Genomic DNA, 19,251 nt, shown 5'->3' on the forward strand with positions numbered 1-19,251 from the left:
CCCTACTCCCCCGCGGCCTGCCCGGCGCCGGATTCGGCCCCGTCTGCGTTTCGAGCCGAGGCAATGCGCATGAAGTCCGCCACGGTGAGCTGCTCGCCCCGGGTCTTCGGATCGACGCCCGCGGCGAGCAGGATCTCCTCGGCCCGCGCGGGCGAGCCGGCCCAGCCGCCCAGCGCAGCCCGGAGAGTCTTGCGGCGCTGCGCGAACGCCGCGTCGACGACGGAGAACAATGCGCTTTGTGACGTCGGGCCGACCTCCCAACCCTGGTCTGCGCGGATATCGATGCGCACGAGACCGGACTCGACGTTGGGCGCGGGCCAAAAGACATTCTTTCCCACGGCCCCGGCGCGTTTGACCGAACCGAAGTACGCGGCCTTGACGCTCGGTACGCCGTAAACCCGTGAGCCGGGTGCGGCAGCGAGGCGGTCGGCGACTTCGGCCTGCACCATGACCAGCGCAACGCGCAGGCTCGGCAGGAGCTCGAGGAGGTGCAGCAGCACGGGGACCGACACGTTGTAGGGCAGGTTCGCGACGAGCGCGGTCGGCGGCTCGCCGAGGTCGTCCGCGGTGACCTGGAGGGCGTCGGCGGCGACGATGTCGAGGTTCGCGGCGAGTTCGGGCGCCCGCTCGGCGACGGTGTCCGGCAACTGCGTCGCGAGGACCGGGTCGATCTCGATGGCGACGACGGATCCTGCGGTGTCGAGCAGCGGCAGGGTCAGCGAGCCGAGTCCGGGGCCGACCTCGACGACGCGGTCGGCTCGGGTGATCCCCGCGGCTGCGACGATACGGCGTACGGTGTTCGCGTCGTGAACGAAGTTCTGCCCGAGAGTTTTCGTCGGGCGGATGCCGAGCCTATCGGCAAGCTCGCGCACCTGCTGCGGGCCCAGGAGCGCCGCATGGCCGCGTGGCGTGGCGTCGTCTTCGGGGACTTCGACATCGTCGGTAGACGCGGGCTCTGGGCGGTCGGAGGAATCACTCACCCCTCTATCCAATCGCACTCGGGGACGCGGGCACCACTGCGACGCGTGGCAGGTGCACTATGCACGGGCGTCAATTGCGGCGATTTCCCTTCCAAAGGTCCGCTTTTGCTGCGAGTATCGGTAATTATGAATCCATACTCAGGCGACAATGGCAGCGAAAAGGGCGGTTCGGGATACGGTGACGGCCAAGGCGATCGGCCGGGCGGCAACTACGGAGATGCGAACCCGTACGGCGGCGCATACCCGCCGCAGGGGGCAGGACAGGAGCATGGCCCCTACGGGCAGCAACCTGGCCAGCAGGGCTACGGACAGCAAGGCTACGGCCAGCAGGGCGCGAACTATGGCCAGCAGGGCCCGCAAGGATATGGCCAGCAGCCTCATCCGGGGCAGCCGGGCGCATACGGCGGAAACCAGCAGCCCTATGGACAGGGCCAGTACGAGCAGGCCCCATACGGACATAGCCAGTATGGGCAGCAGCCATATGGCAACGCGCCTTTCGGCCATGACGCAAATGCGATGGGGCCGAAGAGCCCGGGCATGGTCAAGTGGGGCATTGGCCTCTCGATCGTCGGCGCCGTCGTTCTCGTCGTGTCGATCATCGGCGGGATTATCGCCGGGGTGGGCATCGCCGGCGCGGTGAGCGCATTCGACGACGAGCAGCAGTACGGCGCCAATGAGACCGCCTCGGTCGAGCTCTCGGCCGGGGACGAGCGAGGCGTGTGGGCCGTGACTCAGGGTGTCGATTCGGCGTTCGTGCAGTGCAGCCTGTCGCCGCAGGGCGACCAGGCGAGCGTAGACGGAGTCGATTCGGACATCACCGTCACGTCCGGCAGCAGCACCTACACGAAGATCGGGCACATCAATATCCAGCAGGATGGGACGTACTCGATTTCTTGTGACTCGCCGTTCATCGTGTCCGAGAAGACCGGTATCGACGAAGCTGTCGGTAGCGGAATCGGCCTCGCCGCGGCGATCTTCGGCGGAATCGGCGGCGCGCTACTCCTCGTGCTCGGGCTGATCCTCTGGCTCGTCGGCCGCCAGAAAAAGCGGCAGTTCTAGCAGGTTTGGGCCTGCATGTGGACTACCCCAGCGGGGTGGCCATGTGCAGGTCTCGCTCGACCTGATCTGCGAAGCACAGGTCGCCGCTGATCCGCTGGGCCCAAGACATATAGTCCGTCTCCAGCCACGGCTCGCCGGTGTCGTCCTCGGTGCGGGCGTTGTTCTCGCCCTGGACTAGCTCGCCCTCGTCCTCCAGCGCGGAGGCGACGAGCACGGCGGGTTCTTCCTCGACCTCGTCCACGTCAATCGTGGTCGAGGTCGAACTGATTTCTATCGACAGGTCCTCGCCATCGAGTTCCTGTTCGGGTGCCCACTGGTGGAAGGCAGAAAGCTCCATTAACCATCCTGGAACGAGGGGTATCAGTACACGGTGCGCCGCAGAACGCGGCTCCCGAACCCCAGCGTAGGGCAAAGTCCCGACTCGGGCCATACCCTGCGCGAAGGGCGTGTTTCGTTTTAGCGCAGACCCATCTTCGCGGTGCACGCAGGCCAGGCGCCCCAACCCTGCGCGGCCTGGACCTTCTCTGCCACCGCGATCTGCTGCTCGCGGGTCGCCTGCCATGCCTCCGGCGCGTACTGTCCGCCGCCGTAGGCCTGCCAGGTGGACGGTGTGAACTGGAGGCCACCGGAGAAGCCGTTACCGGTGTTGATGTTCCAGTTGCCCGTCGCCTCGCACTGGACGAGCTCATCCCACACGGTGCCGCCGGCTGCCACAGCGGGGGCTGCGGGCGCTGCCTTCTTCGAGCCGACGCGCACGGTGGTCGCAACGGGCTCGGTGATGGTGTTCTCCGACGTCATATGACGTTCGGTTTCGTTGCCGTTGACCTTGGTGACGGTCCAGATTTCCTCGCGCTCGCCGGGTGTACCGGGCGTGACGACCTCTTCTGTGCCCTCGTCGAGCTCGGGCGCGTCGATCTCCTCGCGCGGCGGATCGATCGGCGCGAGGTTCTTCTCCTCCTCGTGGGTGACGCGGAGGACGCGAATGAACATGCCGGGCAGAATCGGCGCGTCGGCTGCCGGGAGCACGATATCGTCCTGCCCGAGCGGGGTGCCCGAACGCTCGAATGCCTCCCGCACAGTGTTGCCGAAGACGTATTCACGGTGCAGCTCGTCGTTGCCGTCGGCGATCGTCACCACGCGCGGCACGGCGACCTCGATGCGCGAACCGTCGAGCGGGAGCTCGTCATCGGCATTGCCGCCGCGAAGCGCGGAGGGGTCGATGCCGTTTTCGGAGAGGAACTCGCCCACCGTCTTGGCGGTGGTCTGTGCGTCGATGACGCCGGACTCCGCGACCAACGAGACCGGGCGACTGCGATCGACGGAGACGGTGTCGCCGGATGCGAGCGAGGCGTCCAGGCCCGGGGTGATCACGTCGTTCTCCCCGACCTTGTAGCCTGCCTCGTCAAGCGCCGAACGCACGTCCGACTTGAACGTGGTGAGCTCGACGTCCTCACCGTCGATGGAGACGGTGACATCCTTGCGGAGCTCGAGGGCGCTGACGCCGCCGATCGTCACCGTCGCGAGGATCGCCGCGACAGACACGCGCAGGAACTTGGAGTTCGAGTTGCGCAGGCGGTGGAAATGGCGGTTGCCGCGATGCTTCTTGCGCCCCTCGGGTGCGTCGGGGTTGATGCGGGTGGGCTCTGCGGGAAGCGGAGAAGTCACGTACGGCGTCCTTGCGTTAGCGATATCGCGCGGGATGGGCGCGAACTACATTACGACACGATAACGAATGTTATGTCGCCGATTCAAAAAACTCGTCCACCAGCGAGATTAGTGTGTACGAAAGTGTCAAATGAGTTACAAGGCGCAGAAGGTTCTTGTGTGATCCTTAGAGTCCGTAGATGCGACGTGCGTTAATTGTTACTTGTGAGGCGAACTCTTCGGCGTCCATTTCACGGGCTTTCGCAAGTTCTCGGGCGGTGTACCCGATGTACTGCGGCTCGTTGCGCGCGCCGCGGAACGGAACCGGGGTCATAAAGGGAGCATCGGTCTCGATGAGGATCTGCTCGGCCGGCGCCTCCGCGCAGGCCTGTCGCAGATGTTCGTTGGCGGGGAATGTCGAGTTCCCCGCGAAAGAGAGAACGTACCCGCGACTGAGCGCCTCCCGGGCGACTTCGATCGGCGAGGAGAAGCAGTGCAGGATCACGGTATCCGGCTCGCCGGCACTCGCCAGTTCCCGCATGAGGTCCTCGTCCGCTTCGCGGTTGTGGATCATCAGCGGCTTGCCGAGGGACTTGGCGAGTTCGATGTGCCAGTGCAGCGCCTCGATCTGCGTGTCCTTGTCTGCGGTGGTCTCGTCCTTGTCCAGCCAGTACCAGTCGAGTCCGCACTCCCCGATCGCGACGACTCGCCGGTGCCCGGCCAACTCGGTGAGCTCGGCACGCACGTCGTCGGTGAGCTGCTGCGATTTGGTCGGATGCACCGCGACCGCTGCGACGACGCGCTCGTCCCACTGCGTGGCCGCGACGGCCTGCCGGGTCTCCTCGATACCGTCGCCGACGTTGCACACCATGCCCACGCCGGTCGCCACGGCGCGGTCCATGATCGCGCGGACCTCGTCCAGGGTCCTGGCGCCGCACGACCATAGGTGCGTGTGTGCATCGAACAGCGAACCGAGCGGTTCCGGGGGGATCGGTGTCGGGCGCGGCTTCTTCTTACCCAATGGTGGAAAATCCTCTGCGTTGTGACATCGCGTCCGGCGACGTCGTCGTGCATGGTCGTTCGGTGTGGCCTGTGGTGTGGCGTGTATCGACAGGCGACGGCCCGCCGCTGGTGTGGCCTCAGGCGTCCTCGTGTTGGACGGGCGCCCACTCGGGGCCGGTCTCGGCGAGCTCCGGATCGAGCTTGGCGAAAATCGGGCTCGGCTTCGCGAGCTCGGTGCCCGGCTCGATCGGCGTGCGCGCCCACACTGCCTTCGCAGAAGCGTAGTTGCCCTGGATCGTGGCGTAGGTGCGCCCTGCCTCGGGCACGCCGACGCCGACCGGCTCGACGGGCATGTCGTCTTCGACCTCGCGCGCCTCGGGCATGGCCGCCCACACGCCGGTGCCGCCGAGCGCCTCGAACACCTTCTGCGAGGCAGACGGGATGAACGGGGTGAGTAGAGCGTTGGCATCGGAGACCACCTGCAACGCGGTGTGCAGCACGGTCGCGAGTCGGTCCCGTTGCTCCGGGTCCTTTGCCAACTTCCACGGTTCGCACGCCGCGATGTAGCGGTTGGCCGCGCCGACCACGCGCATCGCCTCGGTGGCGCCGGCCTTGAACCGCGACTGCGACAGGTGCTCCCCGACGGTGTCGAACGCCTTTTCCGCGGCCGCGAGCAGCTCGGTGTCGAGGTCCTCGAGCTCGGCGGGTTCCGGGATGTGGCCGAAGTTCTTGTGGGCCATCGAGATCGTCCGGTTGACGAGATTGCCCCACTCATTGGCGAGCTCGAAATTGACCCGGCGCACGAACTCGTCCCACGTGAAGTCGGTGTCCTGGTTCTCCGGCCCGGCCACGGCGATGAAGTACCGCAGCGCGTCGGCGCCGAAGGTGTCGAGGAAGTCGCGCACGTAGATGACGACGCCACGCGAGGAGGAGAACTTCGAGCCGCTCATCGTGAGGAACTCCGAGGACACGACCTCTGTGGGCAGATTGAGCTCGCCGAACGTGCCCGGCTGGCCGCCCTTGGCGCCCTGGCCGGTGTACCCGAGCAGTTCAGCGGGCCAGATCTGCGAGTGGAAGGTGATGTTGTCCTTGCCCATGAAGTAGTAGGCGAGCGCCTCGGGGTCGGTCCACCAGCGACGCCACGCTTCCGGCTCGCCGGTCCGCCACGCCCATTCGATCGACGCGGACAGGTAGCCCACGACGGCGTCGAACCACACGTAGAGCTTCTTGTCCTTGCGGTCCTGCCAGTCCGGGATCGGGATCGGGATGCCCCAGTCGATATCGCGGCTCATCGCGCGCGGGCGCAGATCGGCGAGCAGGTTCTTGGAGAACTTGAGCACGTTCGGTCGCCAATCGGTGCGCCCGTCAAGCCACGTACCCAGCGCCTCGGCGAGCGCGGGCAGATCGAGGAACCAGTGCTCGGTCTCCACGAATTCCGGGGTCTCGCCGTTGATCTTCGACACCGGGTCCTTCAAATCAATCGGGTCGAGCTGGTTCCCGCAGTTGTCGCACTGGTCGCCGCGGGCGCCGGAGTAACCGCAGATCGGGCACGTGCCCTCGATGTACCGGTCCGGCAGCGTGCGGCCCGTCGACGGGCTGATCGCGCCGGTCGTGGTCTTGGGGACCATGTAGCCGTTGTCGTGCAACCCGCGGAAGAGTTCCTGTACCACCGCGAAGTGATTCCGGGTAGTCGTGCGGGTGAACAGGTCGTAGGACAGACCGAGGCCGACGAGGTCGTCGACGATGACGCGGTTGTAGCGGTCGGCGAGCGCCTGGACCGGCACGCCTTCCTTCTCCGCCTGCACGAGAAGCGGGGTGCCGTGCTCGTCGGTGCCGGAGACCATGAGTACCTCGTTGCCCGACATTCGCTGGAAACGCGCGAACACGTCCGAAGGAACACCGAATCCGGACACGTGGCCGATGTGGCGGGGGCCGTTGGCATACGGCCATGCGACGGCGACGAACACAGCTTTACCCATGTCCTAAACCCTAATGGACTAGGTGCCGCGGTTCCGAATAAGACCACTCCGACGTCATACGCGGTGCCGTGTTGTCCGGTTGCACGGCCTCGCCTTGTCCATTTGCCTCGCCTTGTCCGGTTGCACGGCCTAGCCGGGGTGTCCGGCCGTTCCGGATAGCGAAAGAGCCACCCCGCACGGTGTGCGGGGCGGCTCGATCAACTACCGGGGATGACGGCGGAGGTCAGACGAGCGGCTCGTCCTTGCCGCCCGCTGCTGCCTCGGCTTCTTCTTGCTCGATGGCCTCGTCCGATCCGGGCATCGGGACAGGGCCGTCATTGAGGGCCTCGTCCTTGCTGGCCCCGGATAGGCGGCGCCACGCGAACGGGCTGCGCATCGCGGCGAGCGTGCGCCCCGTCGGGTCGGCGCGCAGCATCTTCATGATCGATACCGCGAGCACGACGAGAATGATGAGGAATGGCGACGCCGCGATGATCGTGATCGATTGCAGCGAGTCCAGCGCTTCGGAACCGCCACCACCTGCCAGCAGCATGATGATCGCGATGGCTCCGGTACAGATACCGAAAAACACGGTGACGTATCGGGCGGGTTCCTCGATGCCGTACTGGCCCATACCGCCCATCACGACCGACGCCGAGTCGGCGGAGGTGATGAAGAAGATGGCGATGAGAGCCATCGCGAGGATCATGATGATCGTCGAGCCGGGCAGGTTGCTGGCGACGTTGAACAGTTCGCGCTCGGACACCTCGGCGTCGCGGATGGTGTCGCCGATCGCCTCCAGGTGCAGGGCGGTGCCGCCGAAGATCGAGAACCACACGATCGACATGCCGGCCGGCACCAGCACGACGCCGGCGACGAACTGGCGGATCGTGCGCCCGCGGGAGATGCGCGCGAGGAACATGCCGACGAACGGCGACCAGGACACCCACCAGGCCCAGTAGAAGATCGTCCAGGAACCGAGCCACTCGCCCGCTTCCCCGTTCTGGCTCGCACCCGTACGCGAGGCCATATCGAGGAAATTCTGGAGGTACTGGCCGAGCGAGGTCGGGATCAGGTTGAGGATGAGCACGAGCGCGCCCGAGAAGATCGCGACGAACAGGGCGAGGCAGAGTGCCAGCACCATGTTGATGTTCGACAGCAGCTGGATGCCCTTGGACACACCCGAGGCCGCCGAGACGAGGAACGCCAGGCCGAGTACCACGATGACGCCGATGACGATTCCGATGCCCGTGGTGGAGATCGCGCCCGTCTCGTTGAGTCCGGTCTGGATCTGCAGGGCACCGAGACCCAGCGAGCACGCGGTGCCGAAGATGGTCGCGAGAATCGTGAGAACGTCGAGGAACTTGCCCAGTCCGCCCTTGGCGTTCTTCTCACCGATGACCGGGATCATCGCCTGTGAGATGAGGTGGGTACGACCGTATCGGTACGCGGTGAGCGCAAGCGCGAGCCCCACGACGGCGTAGCCGGACCACGGGTGCATGCCCCAGTGGAAGGCGGTGGTCGCCAACGCCATGCCATAGGTGGGCTCGTCGACCCCGGGAGGCGCGTCGTGGAAGTGAGCGAGCGGTTCGGAAACGCCGAAGAACATCAGACCGATGCCCATGCCGGCGGCGAACATCATCGCGATCCACGAACCCGTACGGTATTCGGGGCGCTCTCCGTCGGCGCCGATGCGGATCGCACCATATTTCGACAACGCGAGGTAGATGACGAAACCGACCGCCGAGGTCTGGATGAGCACGAAGGCCCAGCCGAGATTGCCGGTGGTCCAGCTGAACGCACTGTCTGCGGCGCTGGAGAAGCTATCGGTCCAGGCCACGCCCCACAGCACCACGGCCGCGACCACTGCGAGAGTGGCCGAGACGACGACCCAGTCGGTCTTCTTCACATTCGGGTCCGAAGGCGCGGGGCTGTTCGGATCCTGAGCGACGGCGGAATCGGCCGTAGAACTCGCAACCGGGGACCCGGATGAACCGGATCCCCGTGTCTCTTTCGGATCATTGGCAGAATTAGGCATGACAGCAAAGCTTTCACTACTTAGCAGATGTTTCAACCCGAAAGACTGAAAATCTCAGCTGAGACAGGCCTGAATAGGGCCTATATGCTGCCAGTACGCAGTAACGGGAGCAATATTTCACATTCGGCACCATTCGGGGGACCTAGCAGGGCACTTCGCCCCGTCCGGCGCCGACCGCTCGGTGCCGCGTCGCGTGCGGCTGCCCTCTATTGCAGCCTTACGGCCGCGTCGTATAGCGCCTTTCGCGCGATTCCGGTGCGCTCGGCCACCCGCGCGGCCGCATCCTTGACGCGGATCCCCTCGCGCTCGGCCATCGCTAGAACCTCGCCTGCGGCCGCATCGACATCGAACTCGGTGGTCTCCCCCGGCTCCGCGGGCGCGAGCACGACGACGATCTCACCCCGGACACCGTCGGCCGTGCGCGACGCGAGCTCGGCAAGCGAACCGCGCAGCACCTCCTCATAGGTCTTGGTCAGTTCCCGGCACACGGCCGCCTGCCGGTCCGGTCCGAGGACCTCGGCGGCATCGGCGAGTGTCGCGCCCACCCGATGCGGGGACTCGAAGAACACGACCGTGCGCTCCTCTCTTTCCAGGGAGGCCAACCAGGTGCGGCGCTTGCCCTGTTTGCGCGGCGGGAATCCGTCGAAGGCGAAGCGGTCCACGGGCAATCCGGAAAGTACGAGTGCAGTGGTGACGGCGGATGGACCGGGCAGGCAGGTGATGGGGACGTTCTCCGTCATACCTGCTGACACGATGGCGAATCCGGGATCCGAGACCGAGGGCATCCCGGCATCGGTGACCACGAGGATCGACTCGCCGGCCGAAGCCCTCTCAAGGAGCCACGGGGTGCGGGCGGTTTCGTTGTGCTCGAAGAAGCTGACGACCTGGCCGGTGATCTCGACACCGAGGGCGCGTGCGAGCTGGCGGGCGCGACGGGTGTCCTCGGCGGCAACGACATCGGCGGCGCGAAAAGCGTCGCGCAGGCGCTCGGAGGCGTCTGCCGGGTTCCCGATGGGCGTCGCGGCGAGAATGATCCCCGATGGCAGGGACTGTGGCAACGCCGAGTCCTTCGGCTGTTGCTCGTCGTGGGCCCGCGGATCGGAGGTGTCCATATCGGTAACCGTACGGCGAATCGGCGGCGCGGCGCGCGCTCGGTCCCACCCGAACCCGCGGCGGGCATTAGGATTCTCGGGTGATGACCAGCCACTCCCCGACCCTCGACCCCGGCGGCTCCTCGCGCCCCGCGCCCGGCGACGACGGCGCTGCGCGGCGCCCGGGCCCGGCGCTGCCCGCTCCCGACTTCGGCCCCGCCGACCGCGTGCGCGGATGGATCGTCACCGGGGTCGTCGCGCTCATCGCGCTGGTGACGCGCCTGTATTCGCTTGGTTCGGCCACCGACGGCGGCACGCCGATCTTCGACGAGAAGCACTACGCCCCGCAGGCCTTCCAGATTTCTCAGCTCGGGATCGAGGAAAACCCTGGCTACGGGCTGATCGTGCACCCTCCGGTGGCCAAGCAGATCCAGTCGATCGGCGGCTTTCTGTTCGGCTACACGCCGCTGGGCTGGCGGATCACCGCGGCGCTCGCGGGCGTGCTCGTCATCGTGCTCATCGTGCGTATGACTCGCCGGCTCACCCGCTCCACGTTCCTCGGCGGACTCGCCGGGTTGCTGCTCGCCTGCGATGGCGTGCTGTTCGTGACCTCCCGCGTCGGGATGCTCGACATCTACCAGGTCCTCTTCGTGACGGCGGCAGCCGCGTGCCTCCTCGTCGACCGTGATCGCATGCGCCTGCGCATGCACCGCGCCGCATTAGCCGGGCGGGTGAACCCCGCTCGTCCCGGACCAGCGATGGGTCTGGCCTGGTTCTATTTCCTGGCCGCGCTGATGGTGGCCGCGTGCGCCGCTGTCGTCGTCGTGCTCGGGGTATCGCTGGCGGGGATCGCCGCCGCGGTCGCCCTGGCCGCGGCTGGCGTGGCGGTGTCGGTGTATTTGCTGCGCGCCTCGGATTTCGGCCGCCGGCCGGTGACCGATCTCGGGCCGCGCCTCGGTTTCCGGTGGTGGCGCTTCGGTGCAGGCGTGATGCTCGGCCTGGCGCTCGGCACGAAGTGGTCCGGCCTCTACTACATCGCGTTCTTCGGCGTCATGGCGCTGGCTTTCGATATCGCGCTGCGCAGCCGCTATCGGGTGCGGGCGCCGCTGCTCGGCGCACTCACGCGGGACTCCGTGCCCGCGTTCGCGTCGCTGGTGATCTGGCCGGCGATCTTGTACATGATGTCGTGGCTGCCGTGGTTCCGCGACGAGAACGCGGTGTACCGGCACGTCGTGGGGACGAAAGTCGACGCGGATTCAGTGTGGAGCTTCCTGCCCGATTCGGTGCAGTCGTGGATCTACTACCAGTCCTCGGTGATGGACTTCCACTCCTCGCTGACGAACTCCGCCGGCAACATGCACCCGTGGGAATCGAAGCCGTGGGTGTGGCCAATGAGCCTGCGACCGATGCTCTACTACATGGAGCAGGGCCCCGAGGTGGGCGGCTGCGGCGAGGATTCGTGCGTGCAAGCGATCATGCTCAACGGGACACCGGCGATGTGGTGGCTCGCGATCCCCGTGCTCGGCTTCGCGCTGTGGCGGGCGATTTTCTCGCGCGACGCGCGGTACGCGTTTGCGCTGGTCGGCTACGCCGCAGGGATCATCCCTTGGTTCTTCATGCTCGACCGGCAGATGTACTTCTTCTACGGCGCGCTGCTCATTCCGTTCTTCGTGATCATGCTCGCGCTGATCCTCGGCGAGATCGCCGGCGTGCTTCGGGCAGGCCGTGCGCCGAGTCCTTCGCAGCTCGCCGAGCGTGAGGAAAAGCGTGCGCTGGCGCGGGCTGCCGAGAGTGCCCGTGGGCGTGAGGATCGCGGAGGCGGTTTCGCCGCCGGATTGCGTGTGGAGATTGCCACGCTCTCGCGCCGGCAGACTGTCGGATTCGCGATCGTCGCGGTCTATGTCGCGCTCGTCGTGGCGAACTTCGTGTACATGTGGCCGGTGCTCGTCGGGCAGCCGATTACTCAACTGGCATGGCAGAACCATCAGTGGCTGCCGAGCTGGACCTAGCTTTCGCGAAATTCTGCCGGGCGTTAGAAGTCCTCAGTGCTACAAACCCACTAAATGGTCGAAAATGACTGATCACAGTGCAGTTTGTAGCACTCAAGTGGGTGTGTAGCCTTTTCGGCGGTGTGTAGCGGCGAACGCGGAAATCAGCCGCCGAGGGCCTTGTCGAGGCTGAAGCGCCCGGCGCCAACGGCTGCGAGGACGACCGTTCCGACAAAGAGCGCAAGCACGAGCTCCCAGCCCTGGTTCTCCACGAACGGGCCGTTGGTCGCGTGAACGAAATAGAAGGCGCCGAGCATGTCGACGGCCAGGAGAATGCCGGCGAGCGGCGTCAGGATCCCGAGGACGAGCGCCACTCCGGCGACGAGTTCGACACCGGCAACAATCGCCGCCGTGACCTCCGGCTGCGGGATCCCGATGGTGTGGAACTGGCCGGCCACGCGGTCGAGGCCGAGGTCGAAGAACTTCTGCCAGCCGTGGGCGACGAAAATGACGCCGAGGCCCAGGCGTGCCAGTAGCAGAGCGAAGTCGCGCAATCCGTCGAAACTCATCACGCCTAGAGACTTTATCGCGAAGCCCGCGGGCGCGCGGAGAGCGCCGGCGACGGGTCGCGCGATTGACGCGCAGCGCCGCTAGACCTCGACGCCGGCCTTCTTCGCCACGCTGAGAAGGTAGCGATTGAGCCCGCGCATCGCGAGGTTGTAGGCGGGCGGAAAGTAGCGCTGCGCGGCGAATGCCAGGGCGATGTCGCGGGAGGTCTGGATGATGTATTTGCCCTTGGTGACGCCGTCGATCATCTTCTTCGCGGCCACCTCGGGGGTCACCGCGTGCTTGGAGAATCTCGCCTGAGCCTCGGCGACCGCCGGGTCGGACGTGTCGACCCCGGAGATCTGGATCTTGTTGACCAGCGGGGTATCGACCGCGCCTGGGGTGACGATGTGGACCGAGATCCGCTTGCTCTCGAGATCGAAACGCAGTACCTCGGCAATGCCGCGGACGCCGAACTTCGTCGCGCTGTACGCGCCGTGCCACGGCATTCCGATGAGCCCGGCGGCGGAGGACACCATGGCCAGCGCGCCGGGGCGGGCCGCCTTCATCATCGGCGGGACGAAGGATTCGACCACGTGGACGGTGCCCATGAGGTTGACGTCCACGAGGAGCTTCCAGTCTTCGTGCACCATCTTGTCGACCGCGCCCCATTTGGAGGTCCCGGCGACGTGGAAAACGGCCGAAGGAACCCCGAGCTCCGCAATCGTCTCGTCCGCGAAAGCCTTCGTCTCCTCGAACGAGGTGATGTCGAACGCCGCCACGACGGGGGCGGACCCGGAGATCTCCCGGCAGCGCTGCGCGGTGGATTCGAGGGCACCGGCTTCTCTGTCGCACAATGCGAGCCTCGCGCCGCGGGCCGCGAGGTCGAGCGCCGCCGCGCGGCCGATACCGCTCGCCGCGCCCGTGACGACGCATGTGCGCCCCTGGAAATCTGTGATTCTCGCCTTGGCCATGGTTGCCGTTGTCCTTTCGCGGTGCTGCAAGGTCCACCGTATCGACGTTTTTCCGGACGCGCGTCCAGTCTGCGCAAGATCGCCCGCCGCGGCCCTACTTGTCGTGTCCTCGGCGCAGCGCTGCTCCAAGCGCCGCGACGAGCCGGGCACTCTTGACCGTGGACACCTCGCCGACATAGGCGCGCGCGATCGCACCGCCGATGAATCCCAGCGACGCCGACTCCTCGTAACACATGTAGAGCGGGACGTAGCTCGGCTGGAACTTCGCCTTGAACGCCAGCAGCGAGCGGAAGCCGTAGACCGGTTCGAGCGCGTGGCTCAGCCGCTCGAGAAGCGAGTCGAGGGCTGAGGTCGACGGGCGGTCTCCCGCGGGCCCGTCGTCATCGGAACCGGTGGCGTGGCCGGGGTGAGTGCTGGCGAGCGGCGCCGCCGACAGCGAGACGAACTCAAGTCCCTCTTCCTTCGCGTCCAGGGCGCACGTGGCGATGAGGTACTCCATCGCGGGGCGGAACCCGTCCGCACGGCGGCGCATGAAGTCGAGGGTCAGTCCCACGAGCGCACCGTCGCGGTAGACCGGCATCCACGAGGTGATTCCGTGGACGGCGCCGCGCGCGTCGATCGCGAGCAGCAGGCGCACCTCCGGGTCGTCGAGCTCGTCGATCCCGCCGAGAGTGAACCCCATCTCGGGCAGCCCCTTGTCCGAGACCCAGGCCTCGGAGATCTCGATGATCTGCTCCTTGAGCGCGAGCGGGCACTCGGACCAGCGGGTCCACAGCGAGGTCACCTCCTCCTTGCGGGCGCGGTTGATCGCGGTTCGCACGTCCTGGAACTTCTTGCCGCGGAACTCGAGCCCGTCGAGCTCGATCACGGTCTCCTCGCCCACGCGAACGCTGCGGAAACCCGCCTTCTCACACGCCGCGCGCACGTCCTCTCCGACGCTGTAGAAGCACGGCACGCCGCCGCTTGCGAGCACGAAGTCCGTGAACTCGCGGACTGCCTCCGTCCGCGCCGTCGGGTCCCCGACGGGCTCACCGACGGTGAGGAACACCCCGCCGATCTCGCGGTACGGCACGGCCGCGCGCCCCGAGGCTGCGACCCAGTGCGAGTTCTCCGGCCACAAACCCATCCAGGACAGATTCGCGCCGCCGGGGTCGTGGATCAGTTCGCGTGTGACGGCGGAGGGCGCCGCGCGCGGGTCGCCGAGCGGGGTGTGGAGGAGGAACCAGAACACCACGGCGAGCGCCGTCCACACGAGGATCGGGGTCCATTCGAATACCGCGGTCGCGGGCGCCGACAAGGGAAGCGGCATCGAGCCGACAGCGCCGCTGCCCTCCGCGAGGGCGGCGTGGATGTCGAATGCGCCGAGAAATCGTGGCGGCACGAGGCGGCGGGGGAAGTCGACGATCAGCGCGAGCACGCCCGGGCGCGTGGCGAAGCCCCCGGCGGTCGCGAGCCCGGCCAGTACGTACCCGACCCAGCCCATGGCGACGATGATTGCTGACGCCACGGCCGCCCGGGGCCCGGCCCGGCCACCTGCTTTGATCCGGAACAGAGCGCGCCCGCGCAGCAAAGCGACAAGGCAGACGAGCAGCGGCGCCATCGCCGCGATGGTCCACGTGATCCGCGTCGCCGTGGCCGTGCCGTTGGTGCCGAACCCGATGAGCTGGGCGGCGGCAGCGGCGAGCCACGCGGCGACGATGACCGCGGCGCCGATCCACCCGGCGCGCCGGCCGCGGCGCAGTCCTGTGGCGAAGAGCACCGCCATCACCGAGGGCAGGAGCGCCATGAGCATCGGGCCGATCCCGCCCAGACGCACGCGCTCGGTGGCCTCGAGGCAGTCGCGCGTCCACTGCCCGTCCGCGCACATCTCGGCGACCTGCGCGGTGGTGAACGGGCTGCGGTCGACGAGGCCGGCGAGCGGGCTGAGGACGCCGTCGGCCCCCGGCACCAGCCGGGCGAGGACGGGGCCGATGGCGACCGTCACGAGGAGCAGGGCGATGAGATTTCGGCGCTCGCGGAAGGTGGCGGCGGCGGTGCGGACAGGACCTCCGACGTCATGGGCGGGGCGTTCGCGTCGGGCGGCGTGCAGTGCCACTCCGAGGACGAGCCCGATGAGCGCACCGGCGAGGAGAGCGATGTTCGCGCGGTGCCCGAAGAACAGCACCATCGTCGCGCACGTAGCGAGAACGCCGACGCGCAGGCGGCGGCGCCACAGCGCGGACATGCGCGCTGTCGAGGCGAGCACGAGTCCCGCGATCCACGGGTACGGACCGATCGCGCCCGCCCCGAGCGGGCCGCGCGCAACGCCACGCATTCCTGCGGGACCAGCGGGATCTGCGGTGACGTAACCGTGTACGCGGTCCCACGTGAGATGGCCCCAGCCCATGTGCACCCCGGCGAGCTCGAACAGCCAGCTGCCTAGCGCGGCGCAGGCGATGGCGCCGATCGTCGCCAGCAGACCGATCGCGAGGGTGGCGCCGTGGCCGATCCGGCGCTCGATGAATCGCCCAATGATCACGACCGCGATGAGCGACAGGAGCAGACCGGAGAACGAGGTCGTGACGAAGCCGGGCACCGGAATGCGGCCGAGGTGCGCGACGACCAGCGCGAGCCCCGCCGCGACGGATACCGGGGCCGAACGAAGCGCCCCGCCTCCGCTCAGGCGAGCCGGAGCGAGTGCGAAAGCCATGGCAGGTTCTCCTCGAGTGCGTCGTGCCAGAGCGAATAGTCGTGACCGCCGGGTAGCTCATGGGACTCGACGTCGATGCCCGCCTTCTTCGAGGCCGCGGCGAGCGCCTCGGTGGCCGGACCGTATTCTGAATCGTCCGTGCCTACCGCGTACGACGCGTGGAGTTCGGGGAAGCGGTTCGCGGCGAGAATGTCCAGCGGGTTGTGCCGGGCGAAGGCATTCTCGTCGCCGCCGAAGAAGGCATCGACGGTCTCCGCTCGCGTGCCGATCGTCGGCTCCTGTTGCGGGGACATCGCGAGGAAATTCGGGTACAACTCCGGGTGGGCCAGCGCGAGCTGCACCGCACAAGTCCCGCCGAAGGAGTATCCGGCGACGGCCCACTGGCTGTGGTCGGTGGAGGCCTGCAGGTTCTTGTCGATCCAATTGGGCACGTCCTGCGCCAAGTAGGTATCAGCGTTGCCTCGCGGAGAATCGACGCACAGCGTGTTGCCGAGCCGCTCGGCGATGGGGTCGGCGACCACCACGATCGGTGCGATTCCGTTGTGCTGGGCAGCGAACGCATTCATCACCTGCGGCATCTGTAGGGACGTCGTCCAGTCCTCCGGGGAGCCGGGCTCCCCCGCCATCGCGACGACTACCGGCAGCTCGGGCCGCGGCTCGGCGAAGTACGCCGGCGGCAGGTACACCTTCGCCGTGCGCGCCGGGAAGTGCGAGAGCTCGCCGGGGATCGCCACGTCGGTGACAACTCCTTCGGTCGGCCGATCCCCGGTAGGCGTGGTCCAGTCGGCCGGCAGCGCCTGGGCAATCGTCTCCCCCGGCGCCGCCGCCACGGTCTCGTCGCGCGGGGCGAGCGCGGTCGCCGGGTCCTCGGTGTCGAAGCCGTCGACGCCGAACAGCGCCCCCGCGGTCGGGTAGGCGGAAAACTGCACGTTCACCAGCGCCGCAGACCCTGCCACGAGGATGACGCCGCACACCGCCGCGCCCAATGTCCGAAGAGCCATCTTCTTTCTCGTCCGCGCGCCGCGGCGGCCGACGGCCGCGACCGCGAGGGCGATCCCTGCTATGCCGCATCCGATCACGGCCCACGTCGCCAGGGGCAACACGTCCGGGTAGGGCTTCCACAGGTCCTCGACGATGATGCGCACGACCACCGTGAGCACCACGCCGACCGCCACGGCGATTCCGGCGCGCAGGAGGCCTCGGCGGGGCCTGGCTGGAAAATGGGCGAAAGCCGCGAGCGCAAGGAGCGCGAGCACCGCGACGATCATGGCGACACTCGCGACTTTCGCGGGCACTGCGCCGTCGAGGCTCACCGCCGTCAACAAGCGATCTATCCAGTCCACGACCGACCGAACCTCCTCTGCCTATCCGGATGAGACCGGCCACCCCGATTATTCACGAAAAGAAAGCTACGACCACGTGCTGTGCGGATGCTGGGAGGTTCCGGGGAACTTGCCGAGGGGTTGGAGCGGGGCGTGCGTGCCGAATCGAAGGCAGTATCGACATCATGAACGAACTCGAGAAAATGCTTGCCGGCGAGTGGTACGAACCTGGCGATCCCCAGCTGGACACGGCCAGACGGCAGTGCCAGCGGCTACTCGCTCGCTTCAACACTCCTGGGACGGATCCTGCCGAATGCCGCGAGGTGCTCGGCGAGTTGCTCGGGAGCGTCGGCGAGGGCGCGCAGCTGATGCCGACGCTGCGGGCCGACTACGGATTCAATATCCACCTCGGCCGCGACGTGTTCATCAACTACGACCTCGTCGCGCTCGATTGCGCAAAAATCTCCATCGGTGACGGCGCTCTTTTCGGCCCGCGCTGCCAACTGCTCACCCCGGTGCATCCGGTCGATGACGTTGCGTTCCGTCGCAGCGGGGCCGAGCGCGCCGAACCGATCGTGCTCGAGGAGAACGTGTGGCTCGGTGGCGGCGTGATCGTCAATCCCGGCGTGCGTATCGGCGCGGGTTCCGTGATCGGATCCGGTTCGGTGGTCACCCGCGATATCCCTGCACGCGTTTTCGCCGCCGGCTCCCCCGCCCGCGTGGTGCGCGAGCTACGGACCGGCGCGGAGAGCTGAACCCGGAAATTGTCGGGACAGGACCTCACACTCGGTGCGTGGGAAGCGACTACCAGGTAGCGAACCCCTTTCAGGGTGCGCGTGCCGTAATTTCGAGCACCAAGGCACAGCGGCGGATGGAAAGGAGACGGGCCAGATGGGCGAGACCACCAGCGCCACCGGCGTCGGCACCGGTAGCGACACCGCTCGGCGGAGGTTCGGGATCATCGACTCGCCCGTGGGCGAGCTCCTGGCGGTCGCCGAGGCGGGCGCGCTGGGCGGACTCTACTTCACTCCTCACCAGTACCCGCCCGCGCCCGAATCGATCGGTCCACAGGTGTCCGTGGCGGAGGACAAGGTGCTCGCCGCCACCGCCGAGGAACTCGGCGAGTATTTCGCCGGGCAGCGCACCCACTTCTCGATAGCGGTGTCGACGAACGGCGACGCCTTCTCGGAATCCGTGTGGCAGCTCCTGCGAGAAATCCCGTACGGCGACACCTGGACGTACGCCGATCTCGCGGTGCGCCTCGGCAACAAGCATCTCGCCCAACGAGTGGGTCAGTCGGTTGGGCACAATCCCGTCAGCATCATCGTCCCCTGTCACCGGGTCATCGGCGCGGATGGCTCACTCACCGGTTTCGCCGGCGGGCTGGACCGCAAGCGTTACCTGTTGTCGCTCGAAGAACCGGCGCCCGAAGCGGCCGGGAGATTGTTCTAGGCGCGCGGGAACATGCAGACGCGATTCGATGCATTCGTCCGGGAGCACGGCCCCACCGTGCTCCGTGTATGCCGCTCCCTCCTCGGCTCCGGCGCCGATGCCGAAGACGCCTGGTCGGAAACGTTTCTCGCGGCATTACGCGCCTGGGATACCCTCGGTTCCCCGTCTGGCACGGTCAACCACCAGGCGTGGCTGGTCCGGGTGGCGAAGAACAAATGCGTCGACACAGCGCGCCAGACCGCAAGGCGCCCCTCCCCCGTGGCCGATGTGCCCGAACGGCTAGCCCAGGCGTCGTCGACGGACGCCGGCGGGCACGAGATCTGGGAGCAGGTCGCGGCGCTGCCGGAGAAGCAGCGCCTCGCGGTGGCGCTGCACTATTTCGGCGGCCTCAGCCACGTCGAGACCGCCGAGCTCACCGGCTCCACACCACCTGCCGTACGCCGCGCCAGCGCGGACGGCGTCGCCGCTCTGCGCCTGTCGCTCGCACGCGAGGAAGGAACGACCTAGC

General features: G+C 67.3%; 16 protein-coding genes. 5 read left to right on the top strand and 11 right to left on the bottom strand.

The genetic code is table 11. The annotated features are described in order from the left end of the window. Positions 1 to 2: 2 nt before the first annotated feature. Positions 3 to 980, bottom strand: a complete 978-nt coding sequence (gene rsmA, locus BJL86_RS11085; protein WP_075844970.1) for a 16S rRNA (adenine(1518)-N(6)/adenine(1519)-N(6))-dimethyltransferase RsmA — start codon at positions 978 to 980, stop codon at positions 3 to 5. A gap of 126 nt (positions 981 to 1,106) precedes the next feature. On the opposite strand from rsmA, the gene BJL86_RS17155 reads away from it, so the two are divergent. After that, positions 1,107 to 2,039 (top strand): hypothetical protein, encoded by a 933-nt coding sequence (locus BJL86_RS17155; RefSeq protein WP_156515284.1) that lies wholly within the window; start codon positions 1,107 to 1,109, stop codon positions 2,037 to 2,039. A 22-nt stretch (positions 2,040 to 2,061) separates the two neighbouring features. Here BJL86_RS17155 and BJL86_RS11100 read toward each other — a convergent pair whose 3' ends face one another. The 6 genes from BJL86_RS11100 to rsmI form a co-directional block, all read right to left on the bottom strand. Then, positions 2,062 to 2,376, bottom strand: coding sequence for a hypothetical protein (locus BJL86_RS11100; RefSeq protein WP_067473857.1), 315 nt, complete (start codon positions 2,374 to 2,376; stop codon positions 2,062 to 2,064). A 119-nt stretch (positions 2,377 to 2,495) separates the two neighbouring features. Continuing rightward, entirely contained in the window at positions 2,496 to 3,704 is a 1,209-nt protein-coding gene (locus BJL86_RS17745) for a resuscitation-promoting factor (protein ID WP_269447024.1), read from the bottom strand. Between the two features lie 166 nt (positions 3,705 to 3,870). Next, the gene (locus BJL86_RS11110; RefSeq protein WP_067473854.1) at positions 3,871 to 4,704 is read right to left on the bottom strand and encodes a TatD family hydrolase; all 834 of its coding nucleotides are present in this window, start codon (positions 4,702 to 4,704) and stop codon (positions 3,871 to 3,873) included. Between the two features lie 118 nt (positions 4,705 to 4,822). Then, positions 4,823 to 6,664: a methionine--tRNA ligase gene (gene metG, locus BJL86_RS11115; RefSeq protein WP_067473851.1), complete on the bottom strand. Its 1,842-nt coding sequence runs from the start codon at positions 6,662 to 6,664 to the stop codon at positions 4,823 to 4,825. Positions 6,665 to 6,887: 223 nt separating this feature from the next. Next, positions 6,888 to 8,681 (bottom strand): BCCT family transporter, encoded by a 1,794-nt coding sequence (locus tag BJL86_RS11120; RefSeq protein ID WP_082908457.1) that lies wholly within the window; start codon positions 8,679 to 8,681, stop codon positions 6,888 to 6,890. A 206-nt stretch (positions 8,682 to 8,887) separates the two neighbouring features. Further along, positions 8,888 to 9,793 carry a 16S rRNA (cytidine(1402)-2'-O)-methyltransferase gene (rsmI, locus tag BJL86_RS11125; protein ID WP_197487565.1) on the bottom strand — a complete coding sequence of 302 codons (906 nt, stop codon included), beginning with the start codon at positions 9,791 to 9,793 and terminating at the stop codon, positions 8,888 to 8,890. Positions 9,794 to 9,876: 83 nt separating this feature from the next. Here rsmI and BJL86_RS11135 point away from each other — a divergent pair, with 83 nt between their 5' ends. Next, a complete protein-coding gene (locus tag BJL86_RS11135; RefSeq protein ID WP_198034325.1) occupies positions 9,877 to 11,781 on the top strand; it encodes a dolichyl-phosphate-mannose--protein mannosyltransferase in 1,905 nt (634 codons plus the stop codon). 143 nt (positions 11,782 to 11,924) lie between these two features. Here BJL86_RS11135 and BJL86_RS11140 read toward each other — a convergent pair whose 3' ends face one another. The 4 genes from BJL86_RS11140 to BJL86_RS11155 form a co-directional block, all read right to left on the bottom strand. Then, positions 11,925 to 12,329: a DoxX family protein gene (locus tag BJL86_RS11140; RefSeq protein WP_067478210.1), complete on the bottom strand. Its 405-nt coding sequence runs from the start codon at positions 12,327 to 12,329 to the stop codon at positions 11,925 to 11,927. 81 nt (positions 12,330 to 12,410) lie between these two features. Further along, positions 12,411 to 13,280 carry an SDR family oxidoreductase gene (locus BJL86_RS11145; protein WP_075844972.1) on the bottom strand — a complete coding sequence of 290 codons (870 nt, stop codon included), beginning with the start codon at positions 13,278 to 13,280 and terminating at the stop codon, positions 12,411 to 12,413. 94 nt (positions 13,281 to 13,374) lie between these two features. Continuing rightward, entirely contained in the window at positions 13,375 to 15,969 is a 2,595-nt protein-coding gene (locus BJL86_RS11150) for a bifunctional lysylphosphatidylglycerol flippase/synthetase MprF (protein WP_075844973.1), read from the bottom strand. Beyond that, complete coding sequence (locus BJL86_RS11155; protein WP_067476202.1) at positions 15,939 to 17,312, bottom strand: alpha/beta hydrolase; 1,374 nt, start codon at positions 17,310 to 17,312, stop codon at positions 15,939 to 15,941. Before BJL86_RS11155 ends, BJL86_RS11150 begins: the two co-directional genes overlap by 31 nt. A gap of 164 nt (positions 17,313 to 17,476) precedes the next feature. On the opposite strand from BJL86_RS11155, the gene BJL86_RS11160 reads away from it, so the two are divergent. The 3 genes from BJL86_RS11160 to BJL86_RS11170 all read left to right on the top strand — a co-directional run bounded on the left by BJL86_RS11160 (position 17,477) and on the right by BJL86_RS11170 (position 19,250). Further along, positions 17,477 to 18,046, top strand: coding sequence for a sugar O-acetyltransferase (locus BJL86_RS11160; RefSeq protein ID WP_067476205.1), 570 nt, complete (start codon positions 17,477 to 17,479; stop codon positions 18,044 to 18,046). A 136-nt stretch (positions 18,047 to 18,182) separates the two neighbouring features. Beyond that, on the top strand, positions 18,183 to 18,743 hold the full coding sequence (locus tag BJL86_RS11165) for a methylated-DNA--[protein]-cysteine S-methyltransferase (protein ID WP_082908611.1): 561 nt from the start codon (positions 18,183 to 18,185) through the stop codon (positions 18,741 to 18,743). Between the two features lie 12 nt (positions 18,744 to 18,755). Further along, positions 18,756 to 19,250 (top strand): RNA polymerase sigma factor, encoded by a 495-nt coding sequence (locus tag BJL86_RS11170; protein ID WP_067476207.1) that lies wholly within the window; start codon positions 18,756 to 18,758, stop codon positions 19,248 to 19,250. Position 19,251 lies beyond the last annotated feature (1 nt).

The sequence above is a fragment of the Dietzia timorensis genome (assembly GCF_001659785.1).
In the GTDB taxonomy this organism is placed as follows: Bacteria; Actinomycetota; Actinomycetes; order Mycobacteriales; family Mycobacteriaceae; genus Dietzia; species Dietzia timorensis.

Bases quoted from the DNA above. Each gene is read 5' to 3' on its own strand.
- BJL86_RS11140 (WP_067478210.1), bottom strand. From the start codon at position 12,329: ATGAGTTTCGACGGATTGCGCGACTTCGCTCTGCTACTGGCACGCCTG.
- BJL86_RS11120 (WP_082908457.1), bottom strand. From the start codon at position 8,681: ATGCCTAATTCTGCCAATGATCCGAAAGAGACACGGGGATCCGGTTCA.
- BJL86_RS17155 (WP_156515284.1), top strand. From the start codon at position 1,107: ATGAATCCATACTCAGGCGACAATGGCAGCGAAAAGGGCGGTTCGGGA.
- BJL86_RS11165 (WP_082908611.1), top strand. From the start codon at position 18,183: ATGGGCGAGACCACCAGCGCCACCGGCGTCGGCACCGGTAGCGACACC.
- rsmI (WP_197487565.1), bottom strand. From the start codon at position 9,793: ATGGACACCTCCGATCCGCGGGCCCACGACGAGCAACAGCCGAAGGAC.
- BJL86_RS11145 (WP_075844972.1), bottom strand. From the start codon at position 13,280: ATGGCCAAGGCGAGAATCACAGATTTCCAGGGGCGCACATGCGTCGTC.
- BJL86_RS11150 (WP_075844973.1), bottom strand. From the start codon at position 15,969: ATGGCTTTCGCACTCGCTCCGGCTCGCCTGAGCGGAGGCGGGGCGCTT.
- BJL86_RS11160 (WP_067476205.1), top strand. From the start codon at position 17,477: ATGAACGAACTCGAGAAAATGCTTGCCGGCGAGTGGTACGAACCTGGC.
- metG (WP_067473851.1), bottom strand. From the start codon at position 6,664: ATGGGTAAAGCTGTGTTCGTCGCCGTCGCATGGCCGTATGCCAACGGC.
- BJL86_RS11100 (WP_067473857.1), bottom strand. From the start codon at position 2,376: ATGGAGCTTTCTGCCTTCCACCAGTGGGCACCCGAACAGGAACTCGAT.
- BJL86_RS11170 (WP_067476207.1), top strand. From the start codon at position 18,756: ATGCAGACGCGATTCGATGCATTCGTCCGGGAGCACGGCCCCACCGTG.
- BJL86_RS11135 (WP_198034325.1), top strand. From the start codon at position 9,877: ATGACCAGCCACTCCCCGACCCTCGACCCCGGCGGCTCCTCGCGCCCC.